This window comes from Shewanella canadensis (assembly GCF_003966225.1).
Lineage (GTDB): Bacteria > Pseudomonadota > Gammaproteobacteria > Enterobacterales > Shewanellaceae > Shewanella > Shewanella canadensis.
This window is the reverse complement of record NZ_RXNU01000012.1, coordinates 115,012-131,429: the sequence shown is the minus strand read 5'-3', so window position 1 is coordinate 131,429 and position 16,418 is coordinate 115,012. Positions and strand designations below refer to the sequence as shown.

The following is a 16,418-nucleotide window of genomic DNA, read 5'->3' as shown; positions in this document are numbered from 1 at the left end:
AATAATAGGCGCGGCAACCTCTAGAGCCCGCGACACAACAGAGATCAACAATTAAGCCGTACATAAATAGATTAGTTAAACTAATATCAAAACACAAAAAATGTCAGTTCCCACCACCGGGATTTTAGTGCAAAATCTCTGCTCTTTTCTCACGATGGCGTATTCCAATGCAAGAAGTTCAATTTATCAGCCTTCTCTGGCTTGTCGGTATCATTGCTGAAGCGATGACGGGAGCCTTATCCGCCGGAAAAAAACAGATGGATCTTTTTGGTGTTGTGATTATTGGTTGCGCCACCGCGATAGGCGGCGGAACCCTAAGAGACATGCTACTGGGTAACTACCCGCTAATATGGGTCGAGAACGTACATTACCTGATAGCCATAGCGTTTGCTTCGCTATTAACCGTATTAATCGCACCGGTAATGCGTTATCTGTCCAAGCTGTTTCTGGCTATCGATGCACTCGGCTTAGCCGTATTTTCCATCATAGGTGCCCAGAAAACCTTAATGTTAGGTTTTAGCCCGGTTGTCGCTGTCGTCATGGGAGTTGTCACCGGAGTATTTGGTGGCGTGATCCGCGATATCTTGTGTAACCAGGTACCTTTGATTTTCAAGAAAGAGCTTTACGCCTTAGTAGCACTGCTAACCGCGGGCCTATATGTTGGCCTTAAGTCTTTTGAAATAGCCGAGTCGATCAACTTAGCTATCTGCTTATCATTTGGTTTCAGCTTCAGAATGTTGGCGATTAAATTTCACTGGGGCATGCCCAAGTTTGATTACCAATACGAACACGGCCATGATGGCGCGTCACATTAAAGTTAGCCTTAAGCATTCAAAAAAAAGCCAGACACAAATGTTCCAGACATAGCGAAAGCCACTTTCTCCCTATCTGACCTCCATGGATGGAGGGAATGCCTGTAAATGCAGGGAGCATTTTAGGCCATGGGTGGACTTCATAAATGTTCCAGACATAGCGAAAGCCACTTTCTCCCTATCTGACCTCCATGGATGGAGGGAATGCCTGTAAATGCAGGGAACATTTTAGGCCATGGGTGACTTTCATAAGTGTTCCAGACACAACGAAAGTCACTTTCTCCCTATCTGACCTCCATGGATGGAGGGAATGCCTGTAAATGCAGGGAACATTTTAGGCCATGGGTGACTTCCATAAATGTTCCAGACATAAAGCCGGTTTCTATCCTTCCCTGGGAAACCGACATAAATGTTCCAGACATAACGCCTATTAGTGTGCATCCCTGCCAAATAGGCATAAATGTTCCAGACATAGATAAGGTCGGCATATGCCGACCTTATCTGTTCTTAACGCTTACCCGATAACCCTACCGGATCACACTGAAGGCGTCTCCTTCAGATGAAGATCCATCTGTGGATATGGAATACCGATATTGGCTTCATCGAGAGCGAGTTTAATCTGCTCAAGCAGTTCGAAATATGCAGGCCAATAATCACTGCCCTTAACCCAGGGACGTACAACAAAGTTAACCGAAGAATCGGCCAGCTCTGAGATAGCAATCGTATAAGCAGGATCTTTTAAGACGTACTGGTTATTCTCAACGATTGTAGTCAATACCTTCTTAGCTTCGGCTAAATTGGCATCGTATGACACACCTATCACCAAGTCGACACGACGGGTATCCATGGCAGAATAGTTAACAATAGTCCCATCCATCATCGCCGAGTTAGGCGCAATAATCAGCTTATTGTCCGGTGTTAACAGCTTGGTCGAGAAAATAGTGATCTCATCGACGGTACCCGAGATACCTGCTGCATCCACATAATCACCCACACGACAGGGACGAAACAGTACCATCAAGACGCCAGAAGCAAAGTTAGACAGTGAACCCTGCAGCGCCAGGCCAACGGCTAAACCGGCGGCACCAATTACGGCGACTAAAGACGCAGTTTGAACGCCTAACTGTCCCAATGTCGCAACGACCGTGAACGCAAATACCAACGCCCAGGCAATATTAGAGACGAAAGAGACCACAGTTGGGTCAATTTTTCGCTTAGTCATTAACTTATCTGATATTTTTTTAGCTACACCCGCCAGATACTTACCGACAAGAAAGATGACAATTGCAAAAATAATTTTCATTCCATAGGCCACGATAAGCTCTGGTGCTTGCTCGATCAAACCTTCCAAGTTTTCCATTAAATAACTCCCTAAAAATTAACCAAACACCGTTTGGACATATCAAAACTCTATTAGATGATTTAAATTTAATCATCTAATAAATCAAATTCAATTATCTATAAATCAAAAAGCCTATAGTTCAAAGTTTATCCAGCTCAACTATCTATTCAAATCTACGACAAACTCGACTCGTCGATTTGAGGCTCTCCCCTCGGGCTTTTCATTGCTGGCAACAGGTGATTCACTCCCCATCCCTTTTACAATAAAACGAGAAGCACTAAAGCCATAATCCTCCACCAAAATTTGCTTTACAGCAGTGGCTCGCTGAGCCGATAACTTTTGGTTTAAGTCCAAACTTCCCATAGCGTCTGTATAACCCAGAAGGCAAAGGTTCACATCATAGCGTTGCAGAAACTGCTTTAATCTTGCCAAGGTTTTCCACTGAGAAAACAGCACTTCAGCCTTAGCAAACTCAAAATTCAGCGGCAACTCACTGAGTTCACTACAACTGGGAGGATAAACTTCACCAGCAGTTGTGCTTAAGCATATACTTTCAAATTCGGTCTTTTTCTCACACCCTGCGGCATCGACCCGAGCACCTGGGCGAGTGTCAGGACAGGCATCCTTCATATCGGGAACGCCATCTTGGTCGCTATCGCTCAAGCTAAATGCCGAAAAACTAAGTGTCATGCCTGCAATACATAGAAAACTGAGCATAAGTTGTTTCATCACTCTATCCCGCAGCCTTATATAGTTAATAATTAAAACTATAAACTAAAAGATTTATATCATATCCGAACAAGCCAACTTAAATACTTGTCTTCATGATTTTTCTATCGATGTTAAGTACTTATTTTAACAGAAACAGCAAGGGTAGCCTGAACTAACAAAGGGAAAGGAAATATTCTTGCGGATTGCAAAATGTTTAACAGGAAAATACGCAATAGACAGTGACACTTGCCAGCCTGTCACTCCTCGCCCTTATCAACATAGTGTTATTTTGCCCCTCCCGCGGCCGAAGAGTATTTTATATCTGTCTGCGTAATTATCAAAGCTAAAGCAGTAAAAACTTAATAATCATCGCTGCAGAATACTCTCCCCCGGTTTCAGGGCTATTAGCGCAGATTTATACTATTTGCATCTGGGCTCTGAAATAGTCATAACACCAGTTAAACACAATCGCATAAACAAAGAAAAATATTAAGAATGCCGCTTCAAGAAGCAGGGCTGCGGTTAAACTTATCCCTAAAAACCATGCAACCAAAGGCACAGTGACAAAAATGATCCCACCTTCGAAGCCAAGGGTATGTCCAAACCTCATTAACAAGCTACGTGATGAACGCTCTGCACCAAATTGCTTATCAAACCAGATATTGTAAAAATAATTCCAAACTACGGCGTAAACACTTAAACCCACTCCCACCGCAACCAATGAAGAGGCGTCTTTATCACTGAACATTGCGGCCGCGGGCACCACGATCGCCAACGCTATTATTTCAAATAAAATTGCGTGAAATACTCTCTCTCTGGTTTTCATATCAATACTCCAATCTCTTAACTTGAAGCCATTATCATCTGGATGTAAGATACTTAAAAATTGGATACCATCACAATTACTGATATGTCTACCATTGAACAGCTCACCTCATTCGTCACCACCGTTGAATCGGGCTCATTCTCTGCGGCCGCGAGAAAGTTAGGTAAAGTACAATCAGCGGTCAGTCAAAATATCATGAATATGGAGATAGACACTGACCTGCAGTTATTTGACAGAAGCGGACGTTACCCAAAACTCACCAAGGCCGGAGAGAAGCTTCTGCCACAGGCGAAAGCAGTCATAGCGCAACATAGACGCTTGGATCAACAGGTAAAAGCATTAGAATCGGAGGAGGAGCTAAAACTGACTCTTGCTATCGATGAGGGGATCCCCTACTCAGGGTTGGTCGACCTTCTGCCACAACTGGAGGCACAACACCCGCAACTTCAACTGGAGTTTCTCTGTGCATCGAGCCAGGACGTTATTCAGTTAGTGGCCGATAAACGAGCGACTTCCGGTCTGGTGTTCAGCGAAAATGTCTATCCCGAGATGCTCGACTTCGAAACTCTGGGCACGGTTCAATTCGAGCTATTAGTTAGCCCAAAACATGCTCTGGCACAAACTGATGCCGCCCATGTCGATATTTTGAAACTGCACAGACAACTGGTTATCGGCTCTCAGGGCTCAAAAGTTACCTGGTTTAATCAAGCCCACTCTCCCGATGTTTGGTATGCAGATAACTACTATGTATTACTGGAATTGGCAAAGTCAGGGTTTGGTTGGACACTGCTTCCACTGCATTTAGCGGAGGATGCCATTAACAAAAAACAGCTCTGTAGAGTTCCGGTGCAATTCGAGCAGCTTGGTTGGCAGGCAAATGTGGACGTTATTCAACATACTGCGATGGAAACCTCGGCTAACCGCTCTCTTAGAAAGCTATTAAGAAGGCTACTAAGTTAAAGCGCTTGAAAGCAGGTAGCCCTCAAGCACTCCAGAAAAGCTTACTGGCACTTTTAACGTCAAGAGTTTAAAGATGAAGCCTGAGCATACCAGTTCGACCATACAGGTTTTTCCGGTGCCTCGACTTGTGATTGCATCCCCTCGAGTAAGCGTATCAATAACTGGCGATCTTCCGCTATGGTCGAGTAAAAGAGTGGATCATAAAAGCAACGACGTTGAACAGGTTCCAATTGGGTATCAAAGCCCAGATCGACACCTTTCAGGCATAACTCTCTGGCCTTGCCATGCAGAGTATGCACGTCGGTATCGGCTAACAGATGAGCAACCGGCCCCATCAAAAGAATAAGTGACATTCGTCCGGGTGGTGTTCTCTGCCAATCATTGAGTTTCCCCTGTTTGGCCTTCTCTAAAAGCGTACCCCACTCTGATTGAACTTGAGTCGAAAGCGACTTAGCCTCCACTCCCTCGCCCTTTTCATACTCTGTAAACCACTGTTTTAGAAACTGCTCCATTTCGCACCACTCACTTCAACAATACAGTCATAAAAATCGAGAGTATCATTCACAGCAAGCACTAAGATGTTGGACTTTAGTCTAGATGGGGATGAGTTCACAAAAATTTATCTCTCGTTTAGCTCTTGTTTAGCTCTTGTTTAGCTCTTGTTTAGCTCTTGTTTAGCTCTTGTTTAGTAATATGAAATCCCAATAGCTGCTTTTACAACCTCCTATTTACAGAGTCATTTGCCCTGTAATACTGAGCAATAAAATAATTGCCACTCTTCATTGAAGAATGCTCCATTCAGAGCCTCTCTGATTTTTGAATTCAAGGCGCGTTGTTGAACTCACGGTTACTCCCTCAGAAAACAAATCAACACAGAAATGAGAAAAGGACAGCGATACATTTGTAAACCTCCCTATTTTAGTTCCACTTAAAAGTAGAGTTTCCTCCCTGTTTCTTGCTCGCCAAATATTCCCACGGAGTTAGATCTCCAAGTGAATCATGTGGCCGCTCTTCGTTATATTCATTCATCCAATTATCTGTAATTTCACGTACCTCCCTGAGACTTTTAAACAGATACATGTCCAAAACTTCTGTTCGATATGTGCGATTAAATCGCTCGATATACGAGTTCTGTGTCGGTTTTCCCGGTTTGATGTGCTCCAGTTGAACTCGGTTGAGCTCCGCCCAATCAGCTAAAGCCAGAGAGATAAACTCCGGACCATTATCCATCCGCAGCTTTTGTGGCATACCACGCCAGGCAATAATCCGCTCTAGCACTCTGATAACGCGTTGGGCCGGGAGGCTTAAATCGACTTCGATAGCCAATATTTCCCGGTTAAAATCATCAATGACATTAAACGTTCGGAAGCGATGCCCGCAGTGTAAACTGTCACACATAAAGTCCATCGACCAACATTGATTCATTGCCTCAGGAACCGCTAACGGTGCGGGATTGCGATTAGGCAGGCGCTTCTTGCCCTTACGTCGGAAGTTCAATTTAAGCTCGCAATACACGCGGTAAACACGTTTATGGTTCCATGACTTTCCCTTGCGTCTAAGGACTTTAAACAGCTTGCCAAACCCGTATGCCGGATATTTTTCGGCATGCTCCTGAAGCGCTGCAATAACGGGGTCATCCCGGCACTTATCAGGCTGATAGCGGTATACCGATGGACTGATGCCAACAACGCGGCAGGCAAGACGAATACTGGTTTGATGTACATTGAGCACATAATCAACCAGTTCGCGCCTAACCGCTGGCTTCAGAGCTTTTTTTCGACGAGATCTTTGAGGATCTTATGTTCCAAACTGATGTCTGCAAACATCTGTTTTAAGCGTCGATTTTCATCTTCAAGCTCGCGTAAGCGTTTAATGTCTGAGGCTTCCATACCACCGAACTTACTCTTCCAGTTGTAATAGGTAGCCTCTGAAATACCATATTCCCGGCTGACTTCCTTGATCAGACGACCACCTTCTACTTCTTTCAGGATCTTAATTATCTGAGTTTCGGTATAGCGTGATTTCTTCATTATCATTCTCCTTGAGATTTCAGTGTACCGGGAGAACTCTAATTATGCATGGGACTATTTTAGGGGAGGGTTACACATTCTATTGGTCGCAGCTTTAATTGGAGATGAATATGACAAGCTTCTATGAAAAGAGTTATTCACTCAGGGAGAATGAAGACGAAAATAGTCAAGGTAAACAGAGAACTAAGCAAAATAAGCACAGACGCAGGCAAGAAGCAGTTCAGAAGCGTCAGTACTTCGAGGGGCTCGAAGGCGAGCATCAAGAGCAAAAGTGGCAGTAAAAAGGAGAGCTGGCGGCTTAAGGCTAAGCATTGACATAGGCACAGGCTCGAAGCGCTATACCAGAGAATCCATTGGAATCGTTCTGCTTTGGCTATGCTTGAGTCGACGTTTTTCCGCCTTACGAATATACATATTCATATCTGCGGTTCTCAACCACTCACTGGCATCATTCGCATCCTGATTTAAGGCATAACCATAGCTGAGCCCGGTATCTTTACCGCCCTCTTTTTCGATAGTTATTGAGAGTTCAGCTAACCGGGCTTCGATATCGGGAGTCTGTTCGACCGATACCAGAATAACAAAGTTATCGCCTCCGATACGAAACAGACTCGTGCTTTCAAACGCATCACAGATCGCTGTCAATTGTTTAGCCGCATACTGCAATAAACAATCCCCCTCTTGATGTCCAAGCTGGTGATTGACCTGCTGGAGGCCATCGAGATCTAATAAAAACAGATGTTGAGTTTGCTTCGCATCTTTACCTAGTCGTGCCTCAGACTGCATAAATTCATCGAACGCATGACGATTCGGTAGTTCGGTCAGTTGATCTTGACGCACTTTTTCCCAGGCTTCTCCTAATGTTTCTATGTATGTTTGCCGCTCTTCGGAGAGTAACTTTATCTTATTTGCCAGCGCCAATGATAAAAGCAGGGCATCGGCGGTGCCGCCCACTAAGGTGGCCAACTCGGCGTACGCAAAAAAATCCGGAGTGAGCCCCAGATTACCGGGCAAGATAATCACGGCCGGCAGTAACAGGCAGGTAAAGGCAAAGATAAAATAACGCGCTGGGGAAAACCCTTTGAGCAGACAAACGTTACCACAGGTGATGGCAAGCACGATCCAGAGCATGATTAACACTGAGGCGATAAGCGCCGTATGAGAGACCAGAAAGATACTGGTAGGCAAGGCAATCACGCAGGCCCACAGCAGCACTTTACTTAAAAACCATAACTTAGGTGAATATTCAGGAAGCTGGAGAAAGTGCTTATAAAATAGGATATTAAAAATCGGCAATCCGATAAAGAACAGATGGTGAAGCTCTAAGTTATGAAAGCTCATTAAGTGAGCCGGGATATGGAAAGTTAAGCCCCACCCCACAAAGTAGACCAATACATATAAGCCATAATAGAGAAAGGCACGGTCTAAAATTGAGGTGTAAATGAGTAAATTATATAGAGCAATAAATAAGAGGCCGCCGAGGCACAAGATCACCGCCATCGCCTCCAGATCTGAACTTCTCTTATGTTCGTCGTATGATTTTAGCTCTACCTTGGGGACAGAGGAGAAGTAGCGGCTCTCTATTCGAACGATTAGCCAGTACTCCACACCATAATTCAATTCAACTTTACGACCATAATCGAACAGAAATTCATAGGGTGCATCGTAGCCAGTGTGTGCCTTTTGATAACTGCCATCATCTCCGATAACGTAGTAATCCAGTGACTCCACGATTGAGTTTCTAACATTGACCACCCACTCTGGCTCGGCTTCATACATCAAAACTGGCATGGCTAACCAATAACTCCCACCCGTTAGACTGATCTTGTTGGCTTTTTCCAATGATGACAACCACGTCATCACATCGCTGTGCTTAGAGGGAGCACTTTCATGGGGAGAGGCGCGAAACAGAAACGATTGGTCCAGGGAGGGCGCCGCGAAGGTAGCGAAACTGCACCCGATAAGGCTCAAGCACAGAAATAATGAAACACACGCTCTATGGAACATTTGCGATTAGCCTCCATATTTTTTGCCAACATAGGTGTTGCTGTTCCCGGCTCCCCGAAGCTAGCCCCGATACAAAACGTTCACAACAAACAGTAATTCTATTAATACGACTAAAGGTTTGCAACATAATCAGGAATATTTACTGAGTTTCAAATATGGATGGGGGAATTGAGATGCCGGAACAGCCAAAGAGAAGAAGGGATAGACGTGTTACCGGCCCTTTATTGGCGCGATAACACAGTAAAAAGCCGAGCGACCTTATAGATAATCTTACCCGGCAGCAAACTTAGAAACTCACCTGCCCGCCGAGATAGAAACCACTATCAAACGTTGAGTTTGAGGCATTGTCATATTGGAAACGAATATTTCTATAACCTGCAAACAACGCCAGATTCGGATTAAGTTTGAACTGCACCTTGCTGTCTAATTCGTACTGGCCATCGACGCTACCGAAAGAGAGTACCGTTGGCGCATAATAGCCTGAGGCATGAAATGATAAATTTGAGCCTAGGTCCATTGCGTAGCGACCGCCAATCCCCACTACACTTCCATTTGCACTGTGTTTTGCCCAAACATAAGAGAATTTAGCACCAATTTCAAAGTGATGTATGCCTGCATCGTGCTCTATGTGCATCGCACCGGAGGCCAGGTGACCGCCATCGTTAGAGTAGATATAACCCACAGAGGCATTGGAGTGCTTGTTAAGGTCGAAGATAAGATCGGTGGAGATCACATTATCGTTCAGGCCAACACTTAAATCACTGGCATGAGCGGTAATGGCAACACTGGATAGAAGGAGCGCGCAACCCCACATTTTAAATTTCATATAAATCTCAATTTTTCGTTTTCACAATAATATCAAAATCGCCCCACCCAAAGAATATCTCTTTGTTTTAAAAAGATAAATAAAGTCAAATACAAACAAAGCAGTAATTAAATGGTCACATCCACGTTTAGATGACAACATTCAATCAAAAGCCGGAGTTCATGTGACAAGCTGTATCGCGGCGTCCCAAGAGATTAAACATGGAAAATGAGTTGCGCGCAACTTGGTTGCGCAATACTGATTATGTTGTTATATTCAATAAAACAGATAAGGAATAACAGATAAGGAATAACAGATAGGGAAAAACAAATGACGACATCCATTTATGATTTTTCGGTCAAGGATATTCAGGGAGAAGCAGTCTCGCTTTCTCAATTCAAAGGCAAGGTGCTACTCATAGTGAATACCGCCAGTGCCTGTGGTTTCACGCCTCAATACAAAGGCCTGCAGGAGCTCTACGAAAAGTATGGACCAGACAATTTCGTCGTACTGGGTTTTCCCTGTAATCAATTCGGTGAACAAGAAAGCGGTAGTGAAGATCAAATTCAATCTTTTTGTGAGCTGAACTTCGGAGTCAGTTTTCCACTGTTTGAAAAAATAGAGGTCAATGGCGAAGGGGCACACCCGCTCTATCAATATCTGAAGTCATCGGCTAAAGGCGTATTGGGCAGTGAAGGGATCAAATGGAATTTTACTAAATTCTTAATCGATGCAAACGGAGCGGTACTCGAACGGTACGCCTCAACCACTAAACCCGATTCGATAGAAAAAAGAATAATTAGTTTACTAAATAACCTGAACTAGGGTTAAGCCATGTCGCCCAATAACGCCATTTAAGCACCTATCTACGTTGTTTTTGCTCTCAATAACTCGTTATTGACTCACATAAACGCCTTGATAATCACCTAAATTGCGTCACTGGGTTATCTGAACTGAGACAATTGTTCGAGAATGCCATACCTATATCTTAAGGTACCTTAATTATCAATTAGTTACTTAATTCGTTAACCCTAGTTCAGGTTAAAATAAACAACAAGATAAAAAAAAATTGAAAAAAACACAAAAAAGTTTGGTTGTTTTTTGAACTTTTACGTCCCCGGAGCATCAAAATATATGAACAGCGAAATGCTTTTTCTTGTTCATCATTCTCCCGGGACTTCTAGCGCGGTCCCCTTGATCTTTCGAGATCATCAGGCAGCCAGATGGTTGCCCTTTTTTTGTCTTCACCAAAATGATGGCGAAAAATATTTATCGATTCAAAAATATTTTTTAACTATTTATGACCTGATTTGAACTTTTCCCCGTAGTGACACTCTGAGTATATGTAGCGAGTTAAGTGTTACATGTTAATGTTTTCATCATGGTTCATCACCTCCCATTAGGGTCTCAACTGAGTACCCGTAGGAAGAGTTAAGTAAACTGCTAGCGCTAATTGCTTAACGATTCCAGATACTGATTCTTATTAAGAATGTTATGGCATCCCACCTCGATAGAGAAAATGGATGCCATTTTTTTTGCCTGTTTGAAACTGTAAAGCCTATGCTTCACGAAACAGGCGGTCTATCCGCGCCGATAACGTCACCTTACCAAGCTGAACAGCCGCACTGTACTATTCATGACGAGTACTATTCATGACGACCTATTTTTTCATGACGATCTGTTTTTCATGATGAGGGGAACTTTAAACTCTTATCCAGTTGAACGACGATAGATGGGTGGTAACCCTCTCTGGCTTTCGCATAAATCTCTTTAATGTCTGTATCGTAGCCAGCCACCTGAAGTTCAGAGAACAGGGGTCTGACAAACTTACCTCGCCCGATACGGATTAAGTACTCAGTCAATGCCGGTAGGACCGGGTCATAATGGTTTCGAATCGCCACACGGAACCAGTCACATGCGATTTCAGCATTGGTAGACTCTGTCAGCTTGAAGCAGTCATCTAATTCCATCAACTGAGCCTGCTGTAATACTTCCGGTAAGCTATTCAGGAAGTATTGCCAATGGTGTACACGCCAACTCTGCGTCGCTAATGATTCGGCGCTAGCCCCTTTCAACCACATTGAAAGCGCGTCATCGACCTTATCAAGACTATCGGATTGAGGAGGTGTAAAACACGGAGGCATACCACAACCATAGATCCACTCTAACAGCTCAGCCTCGGTAATTTTATCGTCGTGTTGGACCAACAATGTCTCTCTGGCGTATTCAACAAACACTTCGGTCGTTATCGCCTGAAATGCGAAATGCTGAACATAGTGATAGAGAAACTTGTCGAATGCTGCTCTACCTAGCCGTTTCTCTAGATCGTGAACAAACATGGACGCCTTGTCATAGGTAAAACGATTGAAGGCATCATTGGGATCTTGCGTCTGCACATTCGCGGGGAGGTTTTGAGCATCAAACTCTGTTGTCGCCAACTCCTCTTTCAAGCGGCCATACTCTATGACCACTTCTAGCTCAGCCTGCTCTTTACCAAATACCGCCTCGACTATCCGGTTAGTGAAATAAGTCGTAAAGCCTTCGTTCAACCACAGATCTCGCCAGGTGGCGTTGCTGACTAAGTTTCCGGTCCATGAATGTGCCAACTCATGGGCAACGGTGGAAACTAAACTCTTATCGCCCGCTATTAAGGTCGGAGTGATAAATGCCAATCGTGGGTTCTCCATTCCCCCAAACGGAAAGCTGGGTGGCAATACAATCATGTCATATCGGCCCCAGGGATAGGGTCCAAGTAAGGATTCGGCAATTTCAACCATCTGCTCGGTGTCTTCAAACTCTCTTACTGCAGCGGCTAGCACTTCCGGCTCGGCATAAACACCGGTTCTCCCTCCTATTTTTCCAAAGGCAAGCTCTCCCACCGCTATCGCTAACAAGTGAGTCGGCATCGCCTTCTCCATCGAGAAGGTAAACAGCCCGTTAAAATCCGCATCGGCATCGTTCATCGCACTCATAACGGCGCGCATACCAAGTGGCACGGTAACACTGGCTTCGAAGGTTATTCGGGCCTTAGGGCTATCTTGCAGTGGGATCCAACTTCTGGCATTAATCGGCTGAGATTGGCTAAACAGAAATGGCAGTTTTTTACCGCTGGTTTGCTCCGGCGTCAGCCATTGTAAACCTTGTGCACCAGGGGAAGTCAGATAGTGAACCTTGACTCTGCTGGTCGTCGACTTTAACGAAATATTAAGCCTTTGCCCTAAAACAGGGTCCTCTGCGTCTATGTTAAAGGTTAACAGATCTTCATTATCATCCACCACCTTAGTAATCGATAGTTCGCGTAGATCCAACCAAAGTTCTCGACAGGATTTATCGATAAATTCCAGGTAGAGTTCGGCGATACCCGATAACTGCTTAGCGTGAAAATCGACATCGAGTGTGAGAGCAAGGTGTCGAACTCTAACTTCATCTACGTTGGAAAATGAATGATAGTCATGATTGTTATCCCATCGATTTGGCACAGGTTCTTCCTTTTAAAAGCGGCAGAGTAATCAGTATTTTTTTACCCAAACGATCTCAAAATGCAGGATTCAGCATGTCGAGAAGTGACTTGGGTATATTAACCATGACAACCTAGCTTGTCATGGTAATTGACATAAATACACTAAGATGAAACACTCGATGAATATTGTATACAAAGATCATTTTGAGGAAATATTTAGTGAACAGATCTCATTTACTCCCTATCGCCGGCATCTTATGTTTGTGCTCATCTGTGGTTCAAGGTCAGGAAATCGCCCCATTATCTGAAGTGCTTATACAGAACCATGCATGCAGCGACACCATAGTGATCCGCTCTCAAGCACTGACGAAAGCTCAGATAGAACAAGCGTGCGAATTAATGAGTAAGCAGGAGATTAAGTTTCATCAGTTTTTTGGTACTCAAGGTAAACCGGTAACTAATGATAACAATGTGAGCATGCGAGCCAATGTCTACCACTCCAGCGACGAGTACAAACGCTACGTCACGGCTCATTTCGATGTCCCCAGTGACAACGGAGGCATGTTTTTAGAGGGGTTGCCGCACAGGGCTGACAATCAAGCTGAATTTGTTGCCTATGAAAAAAAGGGGCAGATCTGGAATCTGGCACATGAATATGTGCACTATTTAGATGGTCACTTCAACTTGTATGGCGATTTTTGTGCGTCACTACATGACTCCCATAGCGCCCCCGAATACTGCCCAAAGCCAGCACCTCTGCTCCCCCACTTAGTATGGTGGAGTGAAGGCTTAGGCGAGTACATCTCTCATGGCGATGATAATGCCCCCGCCATCTCCATCGCGAAAAGGCCCACCAGCGAAGGAGAAAACTACCAACTGAGTGAGCTGTTTAACACCAGTTATGAAAAAAATGGCGGCACCGAACGTGTCTATAGATGGGGATATCTGGCAGTACGCTTTATGATGGAACAACATAAAGATAAGATCGATACCATGCTTTCATTTACCCGCAAGGGCGACTATCCACGATATCAGGCCCTGGTTAACGAATGGGGAACCAGTATGGATGAAGAGTTTCAACGCTGGTTAAAAACATTAAGTTAAGCCCTCTATTTCCAATAGTTTTAAAAGATATAATAAAAAATAGAGAAAAAAGGGATAAAAGATTGAACCAATTAAAAAATGGTCTGTCTTATTTTATGAATCCGTTACATTGCATCATTTTTTGTTTTGTCACTGTTCATCATCATCTCCCTTGGTAACCCGATTGGGTTATCTGAAGAAGATTCAGGCCCTGCTAGCGCTCAGTCAGACTCTTCTTTTTAAGTTTACCGAACTTTTTATGGCAACCCGATAAGGGTTGCCATTTTTTTTGCCCGTTTTCTATCTCCAGCATCAGTTCGATGGATTATATCTAACCACTCTAATAAACCGCCTTAGCGTTGACTAACCGCCTCAGTCCTAACTAACAGCCTCACCGAATAGCCCGCTCCCCAGTGAGATAAGAAATATTGAATTTTTTTGATTTTTTTAAACGAAGCGAATGAACTTTTTAAGATTGGCGCACTCTGAGTATATGAACCGAATTTATGGCTTCGATGGTTAGCACTTTATAGTTATCGATTACCGCTTTTTCACTGTTCATCATCATCTCCCTTGGTAACCTATTTGGGTTATCTAAGAAGATTCAGACATTGCTAGCGTTAAGTCAGACTCTTCTTTTAAGTTTATCGAACTTTTTATGGCAACCCGATAAGGGTTGCCATTTTTTTTGCCTGCTTTCTACCTGAGCCCAGTTCGATTGATTATGCCTCACTGCTCTCACGAACCGCCTTAGCTCTAACTAGTCGCCTCACCTAGCAGCCAAACCGACGCTAGATAAAAATAATGAGTTTTTTTGATTATTTTTGCAGTTTTTGAAAAAACGAATGAACTTTCTAAGATTGGCGCACTCTGAGTATATGAACCGAATTTATGGCTTCGATGGTTAGTACTTAATAGTTATCGATTACCGCTTTTTCACTGTTCATCATCATTCTCCACTTTTTGGTAGTTTCTAGCGTAACTGCCCACCCTATTCCAAATATTGGAACTTGTAACGACCTTAATCGGGTCGTTTTTTTTGCCTGAAATTTGAAAGCTAAGAAAGTAACGAGTTGCGAGTAACGAGGAGTTGCGGCTGAAGTCACTCCTACCTGAAGAGTATATGAATTCTGCTCTTTGCAATGAATGAGTTCAGAATGACGGGAAAACCGATCTGCAAACACAAAAAAGGCCTCTGATGAGGCCTTTTAAATCACTTTATTCTAAATCGCATTCTTTAAAATCGAATGAGTGCGCGAGCGTAGAACTTAATACTAGTACTTAGTGCTTAAAGACGGATACCCGCTTTCTCTAAGTCTTTTGCCGTTACACTGCGAGGGAGTGGAACATAGCCATCTTTCTCAACAATTTGCTGACCTTGCTTTGACAATGCAAACTTAAGGAACTCACGGTCCATAGGCGCTAAGTCTTTGTTTGGATGCTTATTCACATAAACATAAAGGTAGCGTGACAGAGGATAAGTACCACTTGCCGCATTCGCAGGTGTTGCCTCGATGAACTTAGTCCCTTTCTTAGAGATTGCTACCGCTTTAACGCCAGCCGTCTTATAACCAATACCTGAGTAACCGATAGCGTTTAGCGATTGAGAGACCGACTGAACGACAGAGGCGGAACCTGGTTGTTCATTCACATTAGCCTTAAAGTCGCCTTTACAGAGTGCTTTTTTCTTAAAGTAACCATAGGTACCCGACACTGAGTTACGGCCATAAAGCTGCACATCTCTGGCAGACCAGCCTCCTTCTAACCCAAGATCCCCCCAACGCTTAACGTCGCTGCCGCCACATTTATGAGTAGCAGAGAAGATGTCATCTATCTGCTCAATACTTAACCCTTTGATAGGGTTGTCTTTATGAACGAATACTGCAAGGGCATCGATAGCCACACGAATTGCCGTTGGCTGATAGCCATAATGCTTCTCGAATGCTTCTACTTCATTTGGCTTCATCTTACGACTCATAGGGCCAAATTGAGAAGTACCTTCTGTCAGTGCCGGTGGCGCTGTAGAGGAGCCTGCCGCTTGAATTTGGATGTTCACGTTAGGATACATCTCTTTAAACTCTTCAGCCCAGAGTGTCATCATGTTTGCCAAAGTATCAGAACCGACCGATGAAAGGTTACCCGATACGCCACTCGATTTTTCATACACAGGTAGCGACTGATCGATTGCAGCTATAGATGCTGCAGAAAATACACTAGCGGCTGTAAAACTAACCGCGCTGACAAGCTGTTTCAGTTTCATTCTTTGCTCCAGTATTAAGCGAACTTGCTAGATGTTGACTTACTAAGTGTTGACTTGCTAGATGTTGACTAGCTAGTTAAGTTGCAGCCAGTATCAGTTCCAATGATGACAAGTCTATTACC

At 43.9% G+C, this 16,418-nt stretch carries 14 protein-coding genes; 5 read left to right on the top strand and 9 right to left on the bottom strand.

Annotated features, from left to right (window positions below; genetic code table 11):
* Positions 1-167: 167 nt before the first annotated feature.
* A complete protein-coding gene (locus EKG38_RS18750; RefSeq protein ID WP_126521908.1) occupies positions 168-815 on the top strand; it encodes a trimeric intracellular cation channel family protein in 648 nt (215 codons plus the stop codon).
* Between the two features lie 532 nt (positions 816-1,347).
* Here EKG38_RS18750 and EKG38_RS18745 read toward each other — a convergent pair.
* The 3 genes from EKG38_RS18745 to EKG38_RS18735 all read right to left on the bottom strand — a co-directional run bounded on the left by EKG38_RS18745 (position 1,348) and on the right by EKG38_RS18735 (position 3,691).
* Positions 1,348-2,172, bottom strand: a complete 825-nt coding sequence (locus tag EKG38_RS18745; protein WP_126521906.1) for a mechanosensitive ion channel family protein — start codon at positions 2,170-2,172, stop codon at positions 1,348-1,350.
* Positions 2,173-2,313: 141 nt separating this feature from the next.
* Entirely contained in the window at positions 2,314-2,883 is a 570-nt protein-coding gene (locus tag EKG38_RS18740) for an OmpA family protein (protein ID WP_126521904.1), read from the bottom strand.
* Positions 2,884-3,280: 397 nt separating this feature from the next.
* Entirely contained in the window at positions 3,281-3,691 is a 411-nt protein-coding gene (locus EKG38_RS18735; protein WP_126521902.1) for a PACE efflux transporter, read from the bottom strand.
* A gap of 84 nt (positions 3,692-3,775) precedes the next feature.
* Here EKG38_RS18735 and EKG38_RS18730 point away from each other — a divergent pair, with 84 nt between their 5' ends.
* Entirely contained in the window at positions 3,776-4,651 is an 876-nt protein-coding gene (locus tag EKG38_RS18730) for a LysR family transcriptional regulator (protein ID WP_126521900.1), read from the top strand.
* Between the two features lie 59 nt (positions 4,652-4,710).
* Here the strand turns inward: EKG38_RS18730 and EKG38_RS18725 are convergent, their stop codons facing one another.
* A complete protein-coding gene (locus EKG38_RS18725; RefSeq protein ID WP_126521898.1) occupies positions 4,711-5,163 on the bottom strand; it encodes a DUF924 family protein in 453 nt (150 codons plus the stop codon).
* Between the two features lie 406 nt (positions 5,164-5,569).
* Positions 5,570-6,681, bottom strand: a protein-coding gene (locus EKG38_RS18720; RefSeq protein ID WP_126521896.1) for an IS3-like element ISSse3 family transposase whose coding sequence is annotated in 2 segments (ribosomal slippage) — positions 5,570-6,420 and positions 6,420-6,681 — 1,113 coding nt in all. Because the reading frame shifts where the segments join, the coding sequence is not laid out codon by codon here.
* 110 nt (positions 6,682-6,791) lie between these two features.
* On the opposite strand from EKG38_RS18720, the gene EKG38_RS24995 reads away from it, so the two are divergent.
* Positions 6,792-6,962 (top strand): hypothetical protein, encoded by a 171-nt coding sequence (locus tag EKG38_RS24995; RefSeq protein ID WP_185826904.1) that lies wholly within the window; start codon positions 6,792-6,794, stop codon positions 6,960-6,962.
* Between the two features lie 55 nt (positions 6,963-7,017).
* Here the strand turns inward: EKG38_RS24995 and EKG38_RS18715 are convergent, their stop codons facing one another.
* Complete coding sequence (locus tag EKG38_RS18715; protein WP_439332668.1) at positions 7,018-8,688, bottom strand: diguanylate cyclase; 1,671 nt, start codon at positions 8,686-8,688, stop codon at positions 7,018-7,020.
* A gap of 286 nt (positions 8,689-8,974) precedes the next feature.
* Complete coding sequence (locus tag EKG38_RS18710) at positions 8,975-9,514, bottom strand: YfaZ family outer membrane protein (protein ID WP_126521894.1); 540 nt, start codon at positions 9,512-9,514, stop codon at positions 8,975-8,977.
* 309 nt (positions 9,515-9,823) lie between these two features.
* Between EKG38_RS18710 and EKG38_RS18705 the strand changes: the two genes are divergently transcribed.
* Positions 9,824-10,318 (top strand): glutathione peroxidase, encoded by a 495-nt coding sequence (locus tag EKG38_RS18705; RefSeq protein WP_126521892.1) that lies wholly within the window; start codon positions 9,824-9,826, stop codon positions 10,316-10,318.
* Positions 10,319-11,178: 860 nt separating this feature from the next.
* Here the strand turns inward: EKG38_RS18705 and EKG38_RS18700 are convergent.
* Complete coding sequence (locus EKG38_RS18700) at positions 11,179-12,972, bottom strand: M1 family metallopeptidase (RefSeq protein WP_126521890.1); 1,794 nt, start codon at positions 12,970-12,972, stop codon at positions 11,179-11,181.
* 200 nt (positions 12,973-13,172) lie between these two features.
* Between EKG38_RS18700 and EKG38_RS18695 the strand changes: the two genes are divergently transcribed.
* Positions 13,173-14,057 carry a collagenase gene (locus EKG38_RS18695; RefSeq protein ID WP_126521888.1) on the top strand — a complete coding sequence of 295 codons (885 nt, stop codon included), beginning with the start codon at positions 13,173-13,175 and terminating at the stop codon, positions 14,055-14,057.
* A 1,267-nt stretch (positions 14,058-15,324) separates the two neighbouring features.
* On the opposite strand, the gene EKG38_RS18690 is transcribed toward EKG38_RS18695, so the two are convergent.
* The gene (locus EKG38_RS18690) at positions 15,325-16,296 is read right to left on the bottom strand and encodes a PstS family phosphate ABC transporter substrate-binding protein (RefSeq protein ID WP_126521886.1); all 972 of its coding nucleotides are present in this window, start codon (positions 16,294-16,296) and stop codon (positions 15,325-15,327) included.
* Positions 16,297-16,418: the final 122 nt, after the last annotated feature.